Origin of the sequence: Nonomuraea sp. NPDC005650, from assembly GCF_040605375.1 — a bacterium.
Classification (GTDB): domain Bacteria; phylum Actinomycetota; class Actinomycetes; order Streptosporangiales; family Streptosporangiaceae; genus Nonomuraea.
This window is the reverse complement of record NZ_JBEXCR010000074.1, coordinates 1-15488: the sequence shown is the minus strand read 5'-3', so window position 1 is coordinate 15488 and position 15488 is coordinate 1. Positions and strand designations below refer to the sequence as shown.

Below are 15488 nucleotides of genomic sequence, written 5' to 3'. Positions count from 1 at the left end.
GTCAGGCCGAAACGCTATTTGGGGGACATACAGCGACCGATACAGCCGCGCTACACCTGTACGGTGAGCAGCCTTTCCAGCACCGGGTTGCGGCGCATCGCCGGATCCGCGAACAGCTCCTCGGCCCTTCGGGCGTCCCCCGCCGCACGCGGGTCGCCCGACGCCGCGCGGGCCCTGGCGAGCTGGCGGGTGCAGGCGGCGTAGCCGTACGCGTCGCCGATCTGGGCGGCCAGCTCCAGGGCCCTGACCAGGTCGCGCTCGGCCGCGGCGGGGTCACCCTGCCGCAGCCGGATCTCGGACCTGCTGAGCAGCACCTCCCACTCGTCCTCCCGGTTGCCGGCCTCCTCGCAGCGGGCCAGCGCCTCGTCTATCGCGGCCAGCGCCTTGTCCCACAGGCCGAGCAGGCAGTAGGCGCGGCCGAGCGCCGCCAGCGTGATGCTCTCGCCGTTCAGGTCGCGATCGGCCCGGCGGACGGCCAGGCACCGTTCGAAGCGATCCGCCGCCTCGGCGTCCCTGCCCAGCTGGAGCAGGAGCTCGCCCAGGCTGTGGCCGACCAGCCCGACGCGCCTGGACCGGTGCTTCCTGAGCAGCGACAGGCTGTCGCTGATGTGGCCGAGGGCCGCGTCGAGGTCGCCGGTCTGCATGTTCAGCCAGCCGAGGTTGTGCAGCGCCATCCCTTCCTCCTCGCGGTTCCCCAGGTCGCGCCAGAGCCCGAGAGCGCGCCGCAGGTGGCCGTCGGCCGCCTCCCTCTGGCCGGCCCGCCATTCCAGCAGCCCAAGGGTCGCGAGCGTGGACGCCTCCGCGCCGCGGTCGCCGTCGCGCCGCGCCACCTCGATGGCGAGCCGTGCGATGGTCTCCAGCTCGCGCCAGTAACCGCCCTTCATCACCGTGGCCTTGACCAGGGTCATCAGCTCGATGGCGAAGCGCGCCACGTCCGGCTCCCCGCGCGCGGCCTGGACGGCGGCCGCGACCAGGTAACGCAGCTCCGTGTCGAGCCACCGCACCGCCGCCGCGGGGTCGCCCAGCACCAGGCCGGGATCGCGCCGCCGCTCCCGGCCCGCACCGCTGGATCGCAGGTGCGGCTGCAGCAGATCGCGCATCTGGTGGCAGAGGTCGAGGTACCAGTCCAGGGCCCGCCGTACGGCCAGGTCCAGCTCGGCCGGCGAGTCGTGGGCGGCGGCCAGCTCCCCCGCGAAGAGCCGCAGCAGGTCGTGCATGCGGAACCGGCTCTCGCCGACCGGCTCGATCAGGCGCGCCTCGACCAGCTCGTCGAGCGCGGCCTCCGCGGTCTTCTGGTCGGCGTCGGCCAGCGCGGCGACGAGCTCGACGCCCACTTCCGGCACCTCCAGCACGCCGAACAGGCGGAAGGCGGTCTTCGCCGGGCTCGTCAGGGTCGTGTAGCCGACCTCGAAGCAGGAGCGGACGCGCAGGTCGGCCGCCTGCAGCTCGTCCAGCCGCCGCCGCTGGTTGCTCAGGCGCTCGTTGAAGCTCGCCAGCGACCAGTCCGGCCGGCCCGCGAGGCGGGCGCCGGCGATGCGCAGCGCCAGCGGATGGCGGCAGCACCAGCGCGCGATCTCGGCCGCCGCCTCCGCCTCGGCGGCCACGCGCGCCTGGCCGGCCAGCAGCGCCAGCATCCGCACCGACTGCTCCTCGTCGAGCTGGTCCACGGCGACCGGTACGGCGTCCAACGTCGTCAGCGCCGACCGGCTGGTGACCAGCACCGCGCAGCCACCGCCCGCCGGCAGCAAGGGGGCCACCTGGGCGGCGCCGACGGCGTTGTCGAGCACGACCAGGACGCGCCGGTCGGCCAGCACCGACTGGTAGAGGGCGGCCGCCTCCGCCGGCGCCGCGGGAACCTCGCCGGGAGGCACCCCCAGGGCCCGCAGGAAGCGGCCGAGCACCTCGTCGGGGCGCAGCGGCGACAGGGTCGGCGTCGCCCCCTGCAGGTCGACGTAGAGGTGGCCGTCGGGGTAGCGGTCGGTCACGCCGTACGCGGCCTTCAGGGCGAGCGCCGACTTGCCGATCCCGCCGGGGCCGTGCAGCGCCAGCACGGGCGACCCCGCGCCGCCGCCCAGCACGGCGTGGATCCGGGCGAGCTCGGCCGAGCGGCCCACGAACACGGACGGCGCCCGCGGCAACTGGCGCGGCCGGGGCCGCCCGTCGTCGGCGGGGCCCTCCTCGGACAGGAGGGTGGAGTCCCTGCGCAGGATCAGCTGGTGCAGTCTGCGCAGGTCGGGGCCCGGATCGATGCCCAGCTCGTCGGCGAGGACCTTCCGGGCGGCCCCGAACGCGTCCAGCGCGCCGACCACGTCGCCGCTCTGGTAGAGGGCCACCATGAGCTGGCCGTGCAGCCGCTCGCGCAGCGGGTACTGGCCGATCACCTCGCGCAGCCGCTTGGCCGCCGTCGCGTGCCTGCCGAGGGTGAGCTGGATCTCCGTGTGCTCCTCCACCACGTTCAGGTAGTGGTCGGTGAGGCGGGCCACCACCTCCCGCAGCGTCGGCCCCAGCGGCACGTCCTCGGCCGCCATCCCCTGCCACAGCGCGAGGGCCCGGGTGTAGGAGTCCAGGGCGGTGCTGAGATCGCGCCGGCCCACCGCCTGGCGGCCGTGCGCGGACAGCGCCTCGAACTGGAAGAGATCGAACTCCTCTGGCTCGACCCGCAGCAGGTAACCGGCGTCCGAGGTGACCAGCCGCTCCACGGCCGGGTCGGCCGCGGGCGGCATCAGCTTGCGCAACTGCATGAGGTACGTACGCAGGTTCGCCACGGCGGAGCGGGGCGGCTGGTCGTCCCAGACCTCCGCCACCAGGGCCCGGATCGGGACGATGTGACCCGCCCGGGCGAGCAGCATGGCGAGGACGGTCCGCTGTTTGGGCGCGTTGATCCTCGCCCCTCCCTGCGGGGAGTCGGCGCCTTCGATCCGCAGTGGCCCGAGCAGCCTGAACTTCACGTCGCCCGGCCTACAGCGCAGACCCGCCCAGCCGGCGCAGCGCGACCCCGAGCAGGCGATCGGCCGGGAAGAAGCCGCGCTGCCGCGAGTCGACGCTGTGCGGGTTGTCACCGTAGACCACCAGCGCGCCCGCGGGCACGCGCGCCCCGGCTCCGTCCACGTCCGGCGGCACCGGGTCACCGGGGAGGGCGACGGCGCGCTTGATGTTCCAGCGCGTACCGTCCGTCTCCGGCACGAACACCTGCGCGGGATCGGACGGAGGTTCGAGCACCACGACGTCGCCCCTGGACACCTGGTCGGCCCGGCGCCGCCGCACCAGCACCCGGTCTCCGTCGTGCAAGGTCGGAGCCATGCTCATCCCCTCGACGGTGATCACCACGTAGCGCCGGCGGGCCACCAGGGCGCCGGCCGCCGCGACGAGCACCCCGGCGAGCAACCCCATGCTGATCAGCTTCATCCGCTCTTCCACCGCCGGTCCCAGAGAGGTTGATCTTTGCTCGGCTAAAGATCTCCGTTGGCCCGGTGACCTGTCAACCGCGTTCAGCGTGCTTTGGGGAAGGCGGCGCGCAGGCCGGATCCGTTGACGACGAAGGCGGCTGCGGCGAGCACCACGACGCTGAGCGCGCCGTAGGCCGCGACGAGGAGCTTCACCTTGGCGAAAGCTCGCTGGACGGGCGTGGATTCCATGTCCGTTTTGTCCCTTGTTGGTATTTGGAGTGGTGTAGACGTTAGGGAGCGCACGGAAGGCGCGGTATGGGGCTGGACGTACGGATGGGTGGGTCCAGACCCACTTCGGCGCCGATCGGCGGGGAGCGGGCTCCGGTGCGGTGCACAGTGGAAAGCGCCAAGTCGGGGTTGTGAAGCGAGAAGGAAGAGTCATGCGACAGTGGTTGGCGAGCGCCTGGGTGGGGTTCGTCCGCGCGTGGGTCGTGCTGGTCGTAAGCATGCTGGTCCCGGCGGTGTGGGCGGCCGCCGTGGCGCTGTGGATCTGGTGGGGCGCGAACCCGTGGTCGGGGATGGCGCCGTTCGTGTGGGCGTGCATCGGCACGCTCGCCCTGTCCCGCCCGGTGTGCCGGCTGGCCCGCTCCCTCGTCGCGAAGTGGACGGGCACCGTCATCCCCGCCGGATACCGGCAGGCCGGGCCGGTGACGCAGCTGTCGACCGGCTACTGGTGGAACGGGTACTCCTATGAGCGCACCAGCCGGGACGCCCACATGGACCAGCGGTGGCGGACCTGGCTGCGTGACCCCGCCACGTGGCGTGACCTGCGGTTCACGGCGATCGCGCCGATCACCGCAGGCGTGGTCGCGGCCGTCCCGCCGGCCGGGCTCGCGGTGGCGGTCCTCGGGTTCGCCCGGTCGGAGCCGTACGCCGGGGTGCTCGGCCTGATCGTGGCGATCGCCACCGCCCCGTACGCCTGGCGGTCCGTCGAGCCGGTGGCCGTCCGCTTCCTGCGCGCGTCGCCCGCGATGCTGCTGGCGGAGCGGGTGGACGAGCTGACGGCCCAGCGCGCGGACACGACGGTCGCGCAGGCCGCCGAGATCCGCCGGATCGAACGGGACCTGCACGACGGGGCGCAGGCCCGCCTGGTCGCGCTCGGGCTCTCCCTGGCGACCGCGGAGAAGCTGATGGAGACCGACCCCGACCAGGCCAAGGCGCTGCTGCGGGACGCGCGGGTCGGCGCCGCCACGTCACTGACCGAGCTCCGCGACCTGGTCAGGGGAATCAGCCCGCCGGTGCTCAACGAGCGGGGCCTCGTCGACGCCGTACGCGCCCTCGCCCTGGACAGCCCGCTCGAAGTGGCCGTCAGCGCCGACGTTCAGCCGCGTCTGGACCCGCCGATCGAGTCCGCCGTGTACTTCGGGGTCGCCGAGCTGGTGACCAACGCGATCAAGCACGCCCGCGCCTCCCGGGCGCGGATCTCCATCGCGCTCGACGACGACGGCATCGTCGTCGAGGTCGAGGACGACGGCCGGGGCGGGGCCGACGCGCGGGCCGGCGGCGGGCTCGACGGGCTGCGCCGCCGCCTGGCGGTCTTCGACGGCACCGTGGAGATCACCAGTCCGGCGGGCGGTCCGACGCGGGTGAGAATGGTGGTCCCATGCGAATCGTTGTAGCCGAAGACCTCTACCTCCTGCGCGACGGGATGGTCCGCCTCCTGGAGGCGTACGGGCACCAGGTGGTGGCGACGGCGACCACCGGGCCCGAGACGCTCGACGCGCTGCTGAGGTGCCGGGCGGACGTCTCCGTCGTCGACGTCCGCATGCCGCCGACCCAGTCGGACGAGGGCCTGCGAGCGGCCCTCGCCGCCCGCCGCGAGCTGCCCGGGCTGCCGATTCTGATCCTTTCGCAGCACGTCGAGCAGCTTTACGCCCGTGAGCTGCTGGCCGACGGCACCGGCGGCATCGGCTATTTCCTCAAGGAGAGCGTGTTCGACGCCGATCAGTTCATCGACGCGCTGGAACGCGTCGCCCACGGCGGGACCGCCATGGACCCGGCCGTCATCGCCAAACTGTTGTCCAGCGGGCCCTCCAACCGGCGGCTCGGACAGCTCACCGAACGCGAGCACTCCGTACTCGGCCTCATGGCGGAAGGGCTGTCCAACCAGGCCATCGGCCAGCGGCTCTTCCTCAGCGAGAGCGCCATCAGCAAATACACGACCTCCCTCTTCGGGAAACTCGGCATCACCGATGACGACAACCACAACCGCCGCGTCCTCGCCGTTCTCACCTATCTGAACTCGTGATCACACAGGCGGCAGCGGGCCGGGATTCACCGGCCGCGCTCGAACCGGGCCAGATCCTCGGCGACCTCGGCGATCCGCTCCTCCACGAGCGACGCGTCCAGGGGCTCCAGCTCGACCTCGGCGAGGACGTCGCCGAGGAGGCTCTCCGTCTTCCGCTTGGCGTCCCGCTGGGCGCGCTGGACGGCCTCGGTCACCGCGCGGGCGACGGCGTCGCTGCTCAGCCGCATGATGCGCGGGCTCACGGCGATCTCCTTGAGCTGCCCCTCCGCGTCGGTGACAGCCTGTACGAGGGTGTCGTCGCTCACCCCCTCCCCGGTCAGGTGGTCCAGTTCGGCCTGCGCCTGCTGGATCCTGCGCATGGCCTCCTCGGCCTTCTCCACCGCGCGCTCCACGCTCTCCATGTCCTGGTACGACATCGCTCCTCCTCTGCTGCCGGACGCCGAGCGTAGGCGCCACGACAGCGGCCTGCCCGGACGGTTCCAGAAACTTGGAAGCGACTCCTCCCGCGACCCGCGCGGATTATCGTGCGGATTCATGCGAGACGAGCTTTCTGTCGATGTGTCGTCGTTGCGCGCGGACTCCGCCGCGACGCTGCGGCACGGCACGGAGTACGCCACCTCTTCCGGCTCGCTGCACGGCGTGGGCGCGGACTCGTGGGGAGACGACCTGCTGACCGCGTCGTTCCTGCGCGAGCACCTGAACGCCGTGTCGCTGGCCGCCGAGGTGCACGACCGGCTCGCGGGGCTGATGACCGACGTCGGCGCCAACCTCGCCGGCATGGCGAACACCGCCGTCGCGGCCGACGAGGCGGCCATCTCGGCGGTCCCGCCGGCCACAGGAGGCGAGACATGGGTGTGACGCTGCCCGGGTGGGCTTCCACCATGCTCGGCATGGTGGGGATGCCGTGGATCAACGTCGACGCCGACGCGGTGGATCGGCAGGCCGGAGAGCTGTCCGCGGCGGTCCAGCGGATGGGGCCGGTGGCCGAGCAGGTGGATGCCCGGGTACAGGCCGCGGTGCGGCACACGGGTGGCGACGCCGGTCAGGCACTGGCGGACTTCTGGGACAACGCGGGCGTCAAGGCCGGCACCGTGGCCGCGGGCCTCGCCCTGACCGCGACGGCGCCGATCGTCCTGCGCGGCTTCGCCAACGTCGTACGGGGCAGCCAGGCCGCCACCCTCTCCCAACTGGCCAGCGGAATGGTCCGGGCCAATGCCGCCACCGTGGTCGGCGGCCCGCTGGGACGGGCCACCGCCCTGGCGAGCACCCGGCTGGGGGTGGCCCGCATCCGTCAGGCCCTGGCGCATGGAGTGGAGCACACGCTCACGCCGGCCATGCGCCGCCACGTGACCGAACCCCTGAACGACGTCGCCTCCCGCATCGGCCGCCTGACCAACCCGCAACCCCAGTTCGCCGGGCCGCTGCAGATGAACATCGGCAAGCGGAAGCGCGCGCAAGGTTTCATGAGCCACAAGGAGGCCATGACGACCTCCCATTCCGGAAGGTACGCGCGCACCGGGGAGCCGAAATACAAACCCATCCACCAGAACACCAAAAAGCTCTCCGACGAGGATCTGCAGGAGATGGCCAAGAAGAAGGGCTTCGGCTGGAAGTCCTATGTGGACATCAAGCTGGACAAGACCACGTACCGGGTCCACAAGAACGGCAAAGTCCAAGAACTGTGACCCGGTATGCGATCATCGTGCTCATGACGTCGACCAGAAAGGGCCATGCCGCGTAGGCGCCCTTCTGAGGTCCGTACGCGAGGATCGGCGTGCGGGACCCACAGAGCCTTGATCCACCAGGTCCCCGGGCTCGGCCGTCGTCCCATGACGGCGGTGATCGCCCTCGAACACACCCGGATGTGGCCGGGCGAGGTGGCGGCGGCACTGGTGGCCTGGCAGGAGGCGGCCCTCGTCGGGACTTTTGACCGCCGGTTCGGCAGGTGCGAGTGCGAGGAATGCGGCGGGGACGCGCCCCGCCGGCGCCTGCAGCAGGCGCTCATCGCCCTGCCGGCATGGGCCGGACCGCACCTGTACGCCTTGGTCCTCCCCATCGATCGGTACTACCTCCGCCGAACCTCGCCGGCGCCGCCCGCGTCGCCCGATTCCGATTGGGCATGGTGGCAGCGACGACGCCCGCGCCCGGGGCACGGGCCGCCCGTCGGGGCACCTTTCCGGCCGGATGGCTCTTATTCTGTGGCGATGGATGTGGAGTTCAGCAGTGAGATGTGGTTCTGGAGGGGGCCCGCGCCCTGGCACTTCGTCACCGTGCCGGACGAGGAGTGCCGCGACCTGGAAACGACCGCGGCCGCGGTGAGCTATGGCTGGGGCATGATTCCCGTCACGGCCCGGATCCGGGAAACCCAGTGGAAGACCTCGCTGTTTCCCAAGGACGGGCGCTACATCGTGCCGGTGAAGGCGGGGGTGCGGAAGGCCGAAGGGCTCGACGTGGGCGACGTGGTGACCGTCCGCCTGACCGTCGAGCTCTGACCCGGCTGAGCTCTGACCCGACGCCTCGTCCGGCAGGCGCGGCCGGTCAGCCGGACTTCGCGTGCCAGCCGCCAGGTGGGTCCTCGCCGACCCGCCCGTCAACGGCTTCGCGGAGCAGGTCGGCGTGGCCGGTGTGCCGCCCGTACTCCTCGATCAGGTCGCAGACCAGCCGGCGCAGGCTGACGTGGCGCCCGTCGGGGAAGGCGAGGTGGACGAGCTGGTCAAGCCCGCCATCGGCCAGGGCCGCGTCGAGCCTCGCCCGGGACCGTTCGACGGTGGTGTCCCAGAGCGCGTAGAGCGCTTCGGGGGTGTCGTCGGCGGCCGAGCTGAAGTCCCAGTCAGGGTCGGCGCCCCAGTCGACGGTGTCCCATGGCGCGCCGAGCGGGGTGCCGCTGAGCTTGGGGCCGAAGATCTGGTCTTCGGCGCATGCGAGGTGCTTGAGCAGGCCGCCCAGCGTCAGCGAGGAGGCGCCGATGCGGGTACGCAGCCCGGCCGCGTCGAGGTCGTCGGCCTTCCAGCGGAAGGTCGTGCGCAGGCGGTCGAGCGCGCCCACGAGGTGCTCGGCCTCGGTGCCGGCCGCGGGCGGCTCCCACCAGTAGTCGCTGTTGGTCATGACGCCACCGTAGACGCCGGTCCTGACCAGCGCTCCACGAGGTGCTCGCGACCGGCCGGCGGATCGTACGGCTCCGGCCAGTAGTCGACGACCCGGCTGATCAGCCCCTCGTCGGAGAGCTCGAACCAGACGCACGCGTCCTGCTGCCCGGCCCCGACCCGCGCGTCGATCCAGGCCGCGGCGTGGCGGCCGTCGGCGACGATGCGCCGCACCTGTAGGTGCCAGTCACCGGGATATTCCATGTTGAACCGGAGGAAGGCCGGCTTCCCACGGATCCGCTCGCGGGTTTGCGGCATCTCGTAGACCACGTCCTCGGCGAGCAGGGCGCCGAAGCCCACCCAGTCACGCCGCTCGGCGGTCTCGACGTAGGCCTGCGCGGTGCGCCGGGTGCTGGAGGTCACGTCCATGCGGCGGACCTTACCTCCGGGCACCGACAGATTCCGGGGTGCCGGGCGGGGGGGGTGTGCCGGGCGGGGCGTGTGGCGGACCTGCGCAGGGCCCCGGGCGTGTGGCGGGCCGGGCGTGTGGCGGGCCGGGATCGGTGGTGATCTGGATGTAACCGGCAGCGGTCGGCCGCTGTGACATCTCCGTAACGCATGTTTCTTACGTTTTGCGCGTTGGATCTGCCCAGTTCGGCTGCGGCGCGCCCACCGGTCGGGAACGCCGTTCAGGCCCTGTCGAAGGGAAGGGCCGATGAAGGCGACAGACCCGGACAACGCCGGCACGCGGGTGAAGACCGTCTGCTCCTACTGCGGGGTCGGCTGCGGGATCGTCCTGGACGTGGCGCAGGGCGCGGACGGGCGGCGCCGGGTCGTCAAGGTGTCCGGCGACAAGAGCCACCCGGCCAACGCCGGTCGCCTGTGCACCAAGGGGGCCACCAGCGCCGACATGCTCGCCGCCCCGGGCCGGCTGGAGCGGGCGCTCGTCAGGCCCGCCAGGGGCGTGCAGCAGGAGGAGAGCGGGATCGACGCGGCGATCACGGCGACCGCCCGGCGGCTGCGCGCGATCCTGGACGAGCACGGGCCCGACGCGCTGTCGTTCTACGTGTCCGGGCAAATGACGCTGGAGGCCCAGTACCTGGCCAACAAGCTCGCCAAGGGTTTCGTCGGCACCAACCAGATCGAGTCGAACTCGCGGCTGTGCATGGCCAGCGCGGGCAGCGGCTACAAGCTCTCGCTGGGCTCGGACGGCCCGCCCGGCTCGTACGAGGACTTCGACCGCGCCGAGGTGTTCTTCGTCATCGGCGCGAACATGGCCGACTGCCACCCCATCCTGTTCCTGCGCCTGATGGACCGGGTCAAGGCCGGCGCCAGGCTGATCGTGGTGGACCCGCGGCGCACCGCCACCGCCGCCAAGGCCGACCTGTTCCTGCAGATCCGGCCGGGCACGGACCTGGCCCTGCTCAACGGGCTGCTGCACCTGCTGGTGGAGAACGGGCACGTCGACGAGGAGTTCGTCGCCGAGCACACCCGCGGCTGGGAGGCCATGCCGGAGTTCCTGCTCGACTACCCGCCCGCGAAGGTCGCGGAGCTCACCGGCATCCCCGAGGCCGACCTGCGCCAGGCCGCCCAATGGATCGGCGAGGCCGGCGAGTGGATGAGCTGCTGGACGATGGGGCTCAACCAGAGCACCCACGGCACCTGGAACACCAACGCGCTGTGCAACCTGCACCTGGCCACGGGCGCGATCTGCCGTCCGGGCAGCGGCCCGTTCTCACTGACCGGCCAGCCCAACGCGATGGGCGGCCGCGAGATGGGCTACATGGGCCCCGGCCTGCCCGGGCAGCGCTCGGTGCTGGTGGAGCAGGACCGCCGGTTCGTCGAGGACCTGTGGAGCATCGCGCCCGGCACGCTGCGTACCGACGTCGGGCAGGGCACGATCGAGATGTTCTCCCGGATGGCCGAGGGCGAGATCAAGGCGTGCTGGATCATCTGCACCAACCCCGTGGCCAGCGTCGCCAACCGCAAGACCGTGATCGCGGGCCTGGAGGCCGCCGAGTTCGTCGTCGCGCAGGACGTCTTCGCGGCCACCGAGACCAACGCCTACGCCGACGTGGTCCTGCCCGCCGCTCTCTGGGCCGAGGCCGAAGGCGTGATGATCAACTCCGAGCGCAACCTCACCCTGCTCCGGCAGGCCGTAGAACCGGCCGGGGAGGCGCTGGCGGACTGGCGGATCATCGCCAGGGTCGCCTGCGAGATGGGGTTCGAGGATGGTTTCTCCTATTCGAGCGCGGAGGAGGTGTTCGAGGAGATCAAGCGGGCCTGGAACCCCGCGACCGGGTACGACCTGCGCGGCGTGACGTACGACCGGCTACGCGAGACCCCGGTGCAGTGGCCCGCCCCGCCCGGCTCCGGCGAGCGCAACCCGGTCCGCTACCTCAACGACGGCCGCAGCCAGGAGCCGCTCACGCGCGAGGACGGCAGCGGCCCGCGGCTGGCCTTCGCCACCCCCGACGGCCGGGCCGTCTTCTTCCCGCGTCCGCACCTGCCCGCCGCCGAGCTGCCCGACGACACCTTCCCGTACGTGCTCAACACCGGTCGGGTGCAGCACCAGTGGCACACGCTCACCAAGACGGCCAAGATCGCGAAGCTGAACAAGCTCAACCCCGGCCCGTTCGTGGAGATCAACCCGGCCGACGCCGCCGGACACGGCATCGGCGAGGGCGACCTCGTGGCGGTCTCCTCCCGGCGCGGGCGGGCCGTGCTGCCCGCGGTGGTGACGGACCGCGTCATGCCGGGCAACCTGTTCGCGCCGTTCCACTGGAACGACCTGTTCGGCGAGTACCTCAGCGTCAACGCCGTCACCAGCGACGCCGTCGACCCCATCTCCTTCCAGCCCGAGCTGAAGGTGTGCGCGGTCTCCCTCGCCAAGGTCGCCCCGGAGGCGACCGCGGCCGCCTCCGCCCCGGCGTCCGGCCAGGCTCCCCCCGCTGAGCCCACCGGCCCGGCGCGGACGCCGGTCGCCGTCGCCGCGCTGCACGGCCTGTTCGGCCTCGCCGACCTGACCCCGCCGGAGCTCTCCCCGACGGAACGCCGCTATCTGTCCGGGTTCCTGTCCGGCCTGACGAGCGCCCCGCTCGAAGGAGCGGACGTACCGGTGCTGCCGGGTCATGCCCCCTTCGCGCCGGACCACGCCCTGTGGGTGAACGGGGCGCTGGCCGGCGCCTTCTCCCGCATCGTCCTCCCTGCACAGGAGCCCGCGCCCGCCGAACCGGAGACCCCGGGCCGCGAGGTCGTCATCCTGTGGGCCTCGCAGACGGGCAACGCCGAGGAGTTCGCCGCGACCAGCGCCGAGCGGCTGACGGGCGCCGGCCGCAGCGCCCGGCTGGTCAACATGGCCGACTGCGCCCCGCAGGCCCTGACGCCGGACGCGGACCTGCTGATCATCTCCAGCACGTTCGGCGACGGCGAGGCCCCCGACAACGGCGCCGCCTTCTGGGACGCCCTCGCCGAGCCCGGAGCACCGCGGCTCGACGGCGTGCGCTACGCGGTCCTCGCCTTCGGCGACTCCAGTTACGACGACTTCTGCGGCCACGGCCGCCGGCTCGACCGGCGGCTGGAGGAGCTCGGCGCGCTCCGCCTCGCGCCACGCGTGGACTGCGAGCCGGACGAGCACGAGCGCGCCCTGGCCTGGCTCAACCAGCTCCTCCCCACCCTGGCCGACCCCGGGGCGGAGCTGAGCGAACCGGGAACGGCCGCACCGCCGGCCCCGACCGGCTCCCGTACGGCCCCCTTCACCGCGACGCTGACCGGAAACCGGCTGCTCAGCCTGCCGGGCTCGGCCAAAGAGGTTCGCCAGTTCACCTTCGGGACCGGCGGTGAGCTGACCTACCAGGCGGGCGACGCCCTCGGGGTGCTGCCCGCCAACAGCCTCGACCTGGTCATGGAATGGCTGGCCGGCACCGGCCTCAGCCCCGCCGACACCGTCGAGCTCCCCGGCCTGGGCGCGCTGCGGCTCCGCGACGCCCTGCACCACCACCTCGACATCACCAAGATCACCTCTGGCCTGCTGAAGTTCGTCGCCGAACGCACCCGCGACCGCGACCTCGCCCGGCTCCTGCGCCCCGGCAACAAGGGCGAGCTGGACAAATGGGTGTGGGGTCGCCAGGCCGTGGACGTGCTCGCCGAGCTCCCCGCGCGCGCCACGGCCCAGGAGTGGGCCGAGGTGCTCAAGCGGCTCCAACCCCGCCTGTACTCCATCTCCTCCAGCCCGCTCACCAGCCCCGACCAGATACGGCTGACGGTCTCGGTGGTGCGCTTCCGCAACCCGCGCGGCACGACGCGGGGCGGCGCCTGCTCGGCGTACCTGGCCGACAGCCCCGAGGGCACCACCGTCCCGGTGTACGTCCAGCCCACCACGCACTTCCGGCCGCCTTCCGACTCCGGCACCCCCATGGTGATGATCGGCCCGGGCACCGGCGTGGCCCCCTTCCTCGGCTTCCTCGACGAACGCCGGGCCCTCGGCCACCGCGGCCGCAACTGGCTCTTCTTCGGCGAGCAGCGCCGCGCCACCGACTTCTACTACCGCGACGAGCTGGCCACGCTGCACGACGACGGCCTGCTGACCCGCCTGGACCTGGCCTTCTCCCGCGACCAGCGGGCCAAGGTCTACGTGCAGGACCGGATGCGCGAGCACGGCGTGCAGCTGTGGGCCTGGCTGCAGGACGGCGCTCACGTGTACGTGTGCGGCGACGCCGCCCGGATGGCCAGGGACGTCGACCAGACCCTGCGCGACATCGCGGCCCGCCACGGCGGCCTGGCTCCCGACGACGCCGCCGCCTACGTCAAACAGCTCGCCGCGACGAAACGCTACGTCCGCGACGTGTACTGACGGCCTCCCCCGCGCGCCCGGCCACGCCACGCCGGGAGCGCGGCCAGCCACATCGCGCCGGGAGCACGGCCAGCCACATCGCGCCGCACGACCGGCCACGTCGCGCCGGGAGCGCGATCAGCTCACGGATGCCCGACGACGAGCCGGAGCGAGCCGACGAACTCGGGTTGCTCGCGCAGCTGCCCGAAGCGGTCGTCCCAGGCGCCGCTGTCGAGGTCGCGCCGCAGCCGGTCCACGGCCCGCGCCTCCGCCTCGTCGTCGACGAACCCCCAGGCCGACTGGGACGCGCGGACCCGCGGGTCGAGGAACCGTTCAGGACGGGCGTAGAACGCCTCGGTGAAGCCGTCCACGCAGTCGACGGGGATCGCGATCGGCACCACCTCGGCCTGACCACCGATGAGGGAGGCGATCAGATCGAGCGGCGGGTAGCGGCGGCGCTCGGCGGCGATCAGCTCGGGGGCGTACTCGGCGAGCCACAGCAGGTCGAGCGCGTCGCCGTCGAAGGTGAGGACGACGACCGGGCCGCGGGAGACCCGGCGCAGCTCACGCAGGCCCTGTTCGGTGTCGTTCCACTGGTGAACCGTGACCATCGCCATGGCGGCGTCGAAGCTGTCGTCGTCGAAGGGCAGGCGTTCGGCGACGCCGTCGAGGGTCGCGGTCAACCGGGTCTCCCATCGGTTCTAGGCGGTCCGGGGGCATACAGCCCATCATCATCTCATCTGCCATGGAAATACCGAAAAAACCTTGCAGATACGTGTGGACTCGCGCGACGGTGGGCAAGCGAAGGGCAGGCATGACGAGGGCGAGGAGGCGGCCGTGCAGCCAACCTCAATCGATCTTCCCACGGCCGGCCGGCTGTCTCTGTGGGGCGACGTGCGCCGGCCCGCCCTGCTGAGCGTCGCGATGCTCGGCTCGATGCCGCAGCGGGAGACGACGGTCAGCTTCGAGTGCCGCACGTCCGGGCAGCGGCGCCACTACTTCACCGGGCCGCTGCTCCTCGACGTGCTCCGGGCCGCCGAACCGCTGTTCGACCCGGGCGAGCGCAAAGACCGGCTGCGCTACCTGCTCGCGGTGCTGGGGCGCGACGGCCACCGCGCCGTGCTGTCGTGGGGCGAGATCGACCCCGAGTTCGGCAACACTCCGGCGCTGCTCGCCGTCACCATGGACTGCCAGGACCTGACCGAGCAGGGACCACACCTGGTGATGCCCGGAGATCGCTGCGGCTCGCGGCACATCAGCCAGGTCACCGGCATCAGGGTGTGCGCCGCCGACCGGTTATGGGGCTGAACCGTTCACGCGGGGTAGGCGTGGGTCTCGCCGGCCTTGACCGAGGCCCAGATGGTCTGGCCGGGGGTCAGGTCGAGCTCGGCCAGGGCGGCGGGGGTGATGTCGGCGAAGGCGGTGATCGGCCCGTCGAGGTGGACGCGTACGTTGTCGCCGTGCCGCTCGATGCCGTCGATGCGCGCCTCCCACAGGTTGCGCGGGCTCCCGTCCGGGCGGGTGCGGTAGAGGGCCACGGCGGCGGGGGCGAACGCGACGAACACCGGCCCCGTGAGGTGCTCGGTGGTGCTGATCGGCAGCTCGCCGACCTCGACGCGCGCCCCGTCGGCCACGCCCCGGTAGAGGTTGAGCCCGACGAGGCGGGCGACATAGTCGGTACGCGGATGGCGGGCCACCTCGGCGGGGCTGCCCTGCTGGACGACGGCGCCGTTCTCGATGACGATCAGCCGGTCGGCCAGCACCATCGCGTCCAGCGGGTCGTGGGTGACCAGCACGGTCGCGCCGGCGAAGCCGGCCAGGTGGCGGCGCAGCTGGGAACGGATCTCCAGCCGGGTGTGCGCGTCCAGCGCCGCCAGCGG

Annotated in this window: 15 protein-coding genes; 7 read left to right on the top strand and 8 right to left on the bottom strand. The window is 72.3% G+C overall.

Going from position 1 to position 15488, the window contains the following annotated elements; genetic code table 11:
* Window positions 1–50: 50 nt before the first annotated feature.
* The 3 genes from ABZS69_RS62850 to ABZS69_RS62840 form a co-directional block, all read right to left on the bottom strand.
* A complete protein-coding gene (locus ABZS69_RS62850; protein ID WP_355393287.1) occupies window positions 51–2948 on the bottom strand; it encodes a BTAD domain-containing putative transcriptional regulator in 2898 nt (965 codons plus the stop codon).
* Window positions 2949–2958: 10 nt separating this feature from the next.
* Complete coding sequence (gene lepB / locus ABZS69_RS62845; RefSeq protein WP_355393284.1) at window positions 2959–3405, bottom strand: signal peptidase I; 447 nt, start codon at window positions 3403–3405, stop codon at window positions 2959–2961.
* An 83-nt stretch (window positions 3406–3488) separates the two neighbouring features.
* On the bottom strand, window positions 3489–3635 hold the full coding sequence (locus ABZS69_RS62840; protein WP_355393282.1) for a hypothetical protein: 147 nt from the start codon (window positions 3633–3635) through the stop codon (window positions 3489–3491).
* 191 nt (window positions 3636–3826) lie between these two features.
* On the opposite strand from ABZS69_RS62840, the gene ABZS69_RS62835 reads away from it, so the two are divergent.
* Entirely contained in the window at window positions 3827–5065 is a 1239-nt protein-coding gene (locus ABZS69_RS62835; RefSeq protein ID WP_355393278.1) for a histidine kinase, read from the top strand.
* A complete protein-coding gene (locus tag ABZS69_RS62830) occupies window positions 5050–5694 on the top strand; it encodes a response regulator transcription factor (RefSeq protein ID WP_355393275.1) in 645 nt (214 codons plus the stop codon). Before ABZS69_RS62835 ends, ABZS69_RS62830 begins: the two co-directional genes overlap by 16 nt.
* Window positions 5695–5720: 26 nt before the next feature.
* On the opposite strand, the gene ABZS69_RS62825 is transcribed toward ABZS69_RS62830, so the two are convergent.
* The gene (locus ABZS69_RS62825; protein WP_355393272.1) at window positions 5721–6110 is read right to left on the bottom strand and encodes a YbaB/EbfC family nucleoid-associated protein; all 390 of its coding nucleotides are present in this window, start codon (window positions 6108–6110) and stop codon (window positions 5721–5723) included.
* Window positions 6111–6228: 118 nt separating this feature from the next.
* Here ABZS69_RS62825 and ABZS69_RS62820 point away from each other — a divergent pair, with 118 nt between their 5' ends.
* The 3 genes from ABZS69_RS62820 to ABZS69_RS62810 all read left to right on the top strand — a co-directional run bounded on the left by ABZS69_RS62820 (window position 6229) and on the right by ABZS69_RS62810 (window position 8186).
* Window positions 6229–6552, top strand: coding sequence for a hypothetical protein (locus ABZS69_RS62820; RefSeq protein ID WP_355393270.1), 324 nt, complete (start codon window positions 6229–6231; stop codon window positions 6550–6552).
* Entirely contained in the window at window positions 6543–7379 is an 837-nt protein-coding gene (locus ABZS69_RS62815) for a hypothetical protein (protein WP_355393267.1), read from the top strand. The genes ABZS69_RS62820 and ABZS69_RS62815 overlap by 10 nt, the downstream gene beginning before the upstream one ends.
* Window positions 7380–7523: 144 nt before the next feature.
* Window positions 7524–8186, top strand: coding sequence for a DUF1905 domain-containing protein (locus ABZS69_RS62810; protein WP_355393264.1), 663 nt, complete (start codon window positions 7524–7526; stop codon window positions 8184–8186).
* Between the two features lie 46 nt (window positions 8187–8232).
* On the opposite strand, the gene ABZS69_RS62805 is transcribed toward ABZS69_RS62810, so the two are convergent.
* Window positions 8233–8799, bottom strand: coding sequence for a DUF664 domain-containing protein (locus ABZS69_RS62805; protein ID WP_355393261.1), 567 nt, complete (start codon window positions 8797–8799; stop codon window positions 8233–8235).
* Window positions 8796–9206, bottom strand: coding sequence for a nuclear transport factor 2 family protein (locus tag ABZS69_RS62800; RefSeq protein WP_355393258.1), 411 nt, complete (start codon window positions 9204–9206; stop codon window positions 8796–8798). Before ABZS69_RS62800 ends, ABZS69_RS62805 begins: the two co-directional genes overlap by 4 nt.
* 286 nt (window positions 9207–9492) lie before the next feature.
* On the opposite strand from ABZS69_RS62800, the gene ABZS69_RS62795 reads away from it, so the two are divergent.
* Entirely contained in the window at window positions 9493–13629 is a 4137-nt protein-coding gene (locus ABZS69_RS62795; protein ID WP_355393255.1) for a bifunctional nitrate reductase/sulfite reductase flavoprotein subunit alpha, read from the top strand.
* Window positions 13630–13751: 122 nt separating this feature from the next.
* Here the strand turns inward: ABZS69_RS62795 and ABZS69_RS62790 are convergent, their stop codons facing one another.
* On the bottom strand, window positions 13752–14291 hold the full coding sequence (locus ABZS69_RS62790; RefSeq protein WP_355393252.1) for a methyltransferase domain-containing protein: 540 nt from the start codon (window positions 14289–14291) through the stop codon (window positions 13752–13754).
* Between the two features lie 154 nt (window positions 14292–14445).
* Here ABZS69_RS62790 and ABZS69_RS62785 point away from each other — a divergent pair, with 154 nt between their 5' ends.
* Window positions 14446–14916 carry a hypothetical protein gene (locus ABZS69_RS62785; protein WP_355393249.1) on the top strand — a complete coding sequence of 157 codons (471 nt, stop codon included), beginning with the start codon at window positions 14446–14448 and terminating at the stop codon, window positions 14914–14916.
* Window positions 14917–14921: 5 nt separating this feature from the next.
* On the opposite strand, the gene ABZS69_RS62780 is transcribed toward ABZS69_RS62785, so the two are convergent.
* Window positions 14922–15488: TOBE domain-containing protein (locus ABZS69_RS62780; protein ID WP_355393246.1), on the bottom strand; the 567-nt coding region annotated here is incomplete at its 5' end.

Excerpts from the sequence above, each read along its gene's own strand:
- ABZS69_RS62800 (WP_355393258.1), bottom strand. The coding sequence starts at position 9,206 with ATGGACGTGACCTCCAGCACCCGGCGCACCGCGCAGGCCTACGTCGAG.
- ABZS69_RS62820 (WP_355393270.1), top strand. The coding sequence starts at position 6,229 with ATGCGAGACGAGCTTTCTGTCGATGTGTCGTCGTTGCGCGCGGACTCC.
- ABZS69_RS62840 (WP_355393282.1), bottom strand. The coding sequence starts at position 3,635 with ATGGAATCCACGCCCGTCCAGCGAGCTTTCGCCAAGGTGAAGCTCCTC.
- ABZS69_RS62835 (WP_355393278.1), top strand. The coding sequence starts at position 3,827 with ATGCGACAGTGGTTGGCGAGCGCCTGGGTGGGGTTCGTCCGCGCGTGG.
- ABZS69_RS62810 (WP_355393264.1), top strand. The coding sequence starts at position 7,524 with ATGACGGCGGTGATCGCCCTCGAACACACCCGGATGTGGCCGGGCGAG.
- ABZS69_RS62825 (WP_355393272.1), bottom strand. The coding sequence starts at position 6,110 with ATGTCGTACCAGGACATGGAGAGCGTGGAGCGCGCGGTGGAGAAGGCC.
- ABZS69_RS62805 (WP_355393261.1), bottom strand. The coding sequence starts at position 8,799 with ATGACCAACAGCGACTACTGGTGGGAGCCGCCCGCGGCCGGCACCGAG.
- ABZS69_RS62815 (WP_355393267.1), top strand. The coding sequence starts at position 6,543 with ATGGGTGTGACGCTGCCCGGGTGGGCTTCCACCATGCTCGGCATGGTG.
- ABZS69_RS62830 (WP_355393275.1), top strand. The coding sequence starts at position 5,050 with ATGCGAATCGTTGTAGCCGAAGACCTCTACCTCCTGCGCGACGGGATG.
- ABZS69_RS62795 (WP_355393255.1), top strand. The coding sequence starts at position 9,493 with ATGAAGGCGACAGACCCGGACAACGCCGGCACGCGGGTGAAGACCGTC.
- lepB (WP_355393284.1), bottom strand. The coding sequence starts at position 3,405 with ATGAAGCTGATCAGCATGGGGTTGCTCGCCGGGGTGCTCGTCGCGGCG.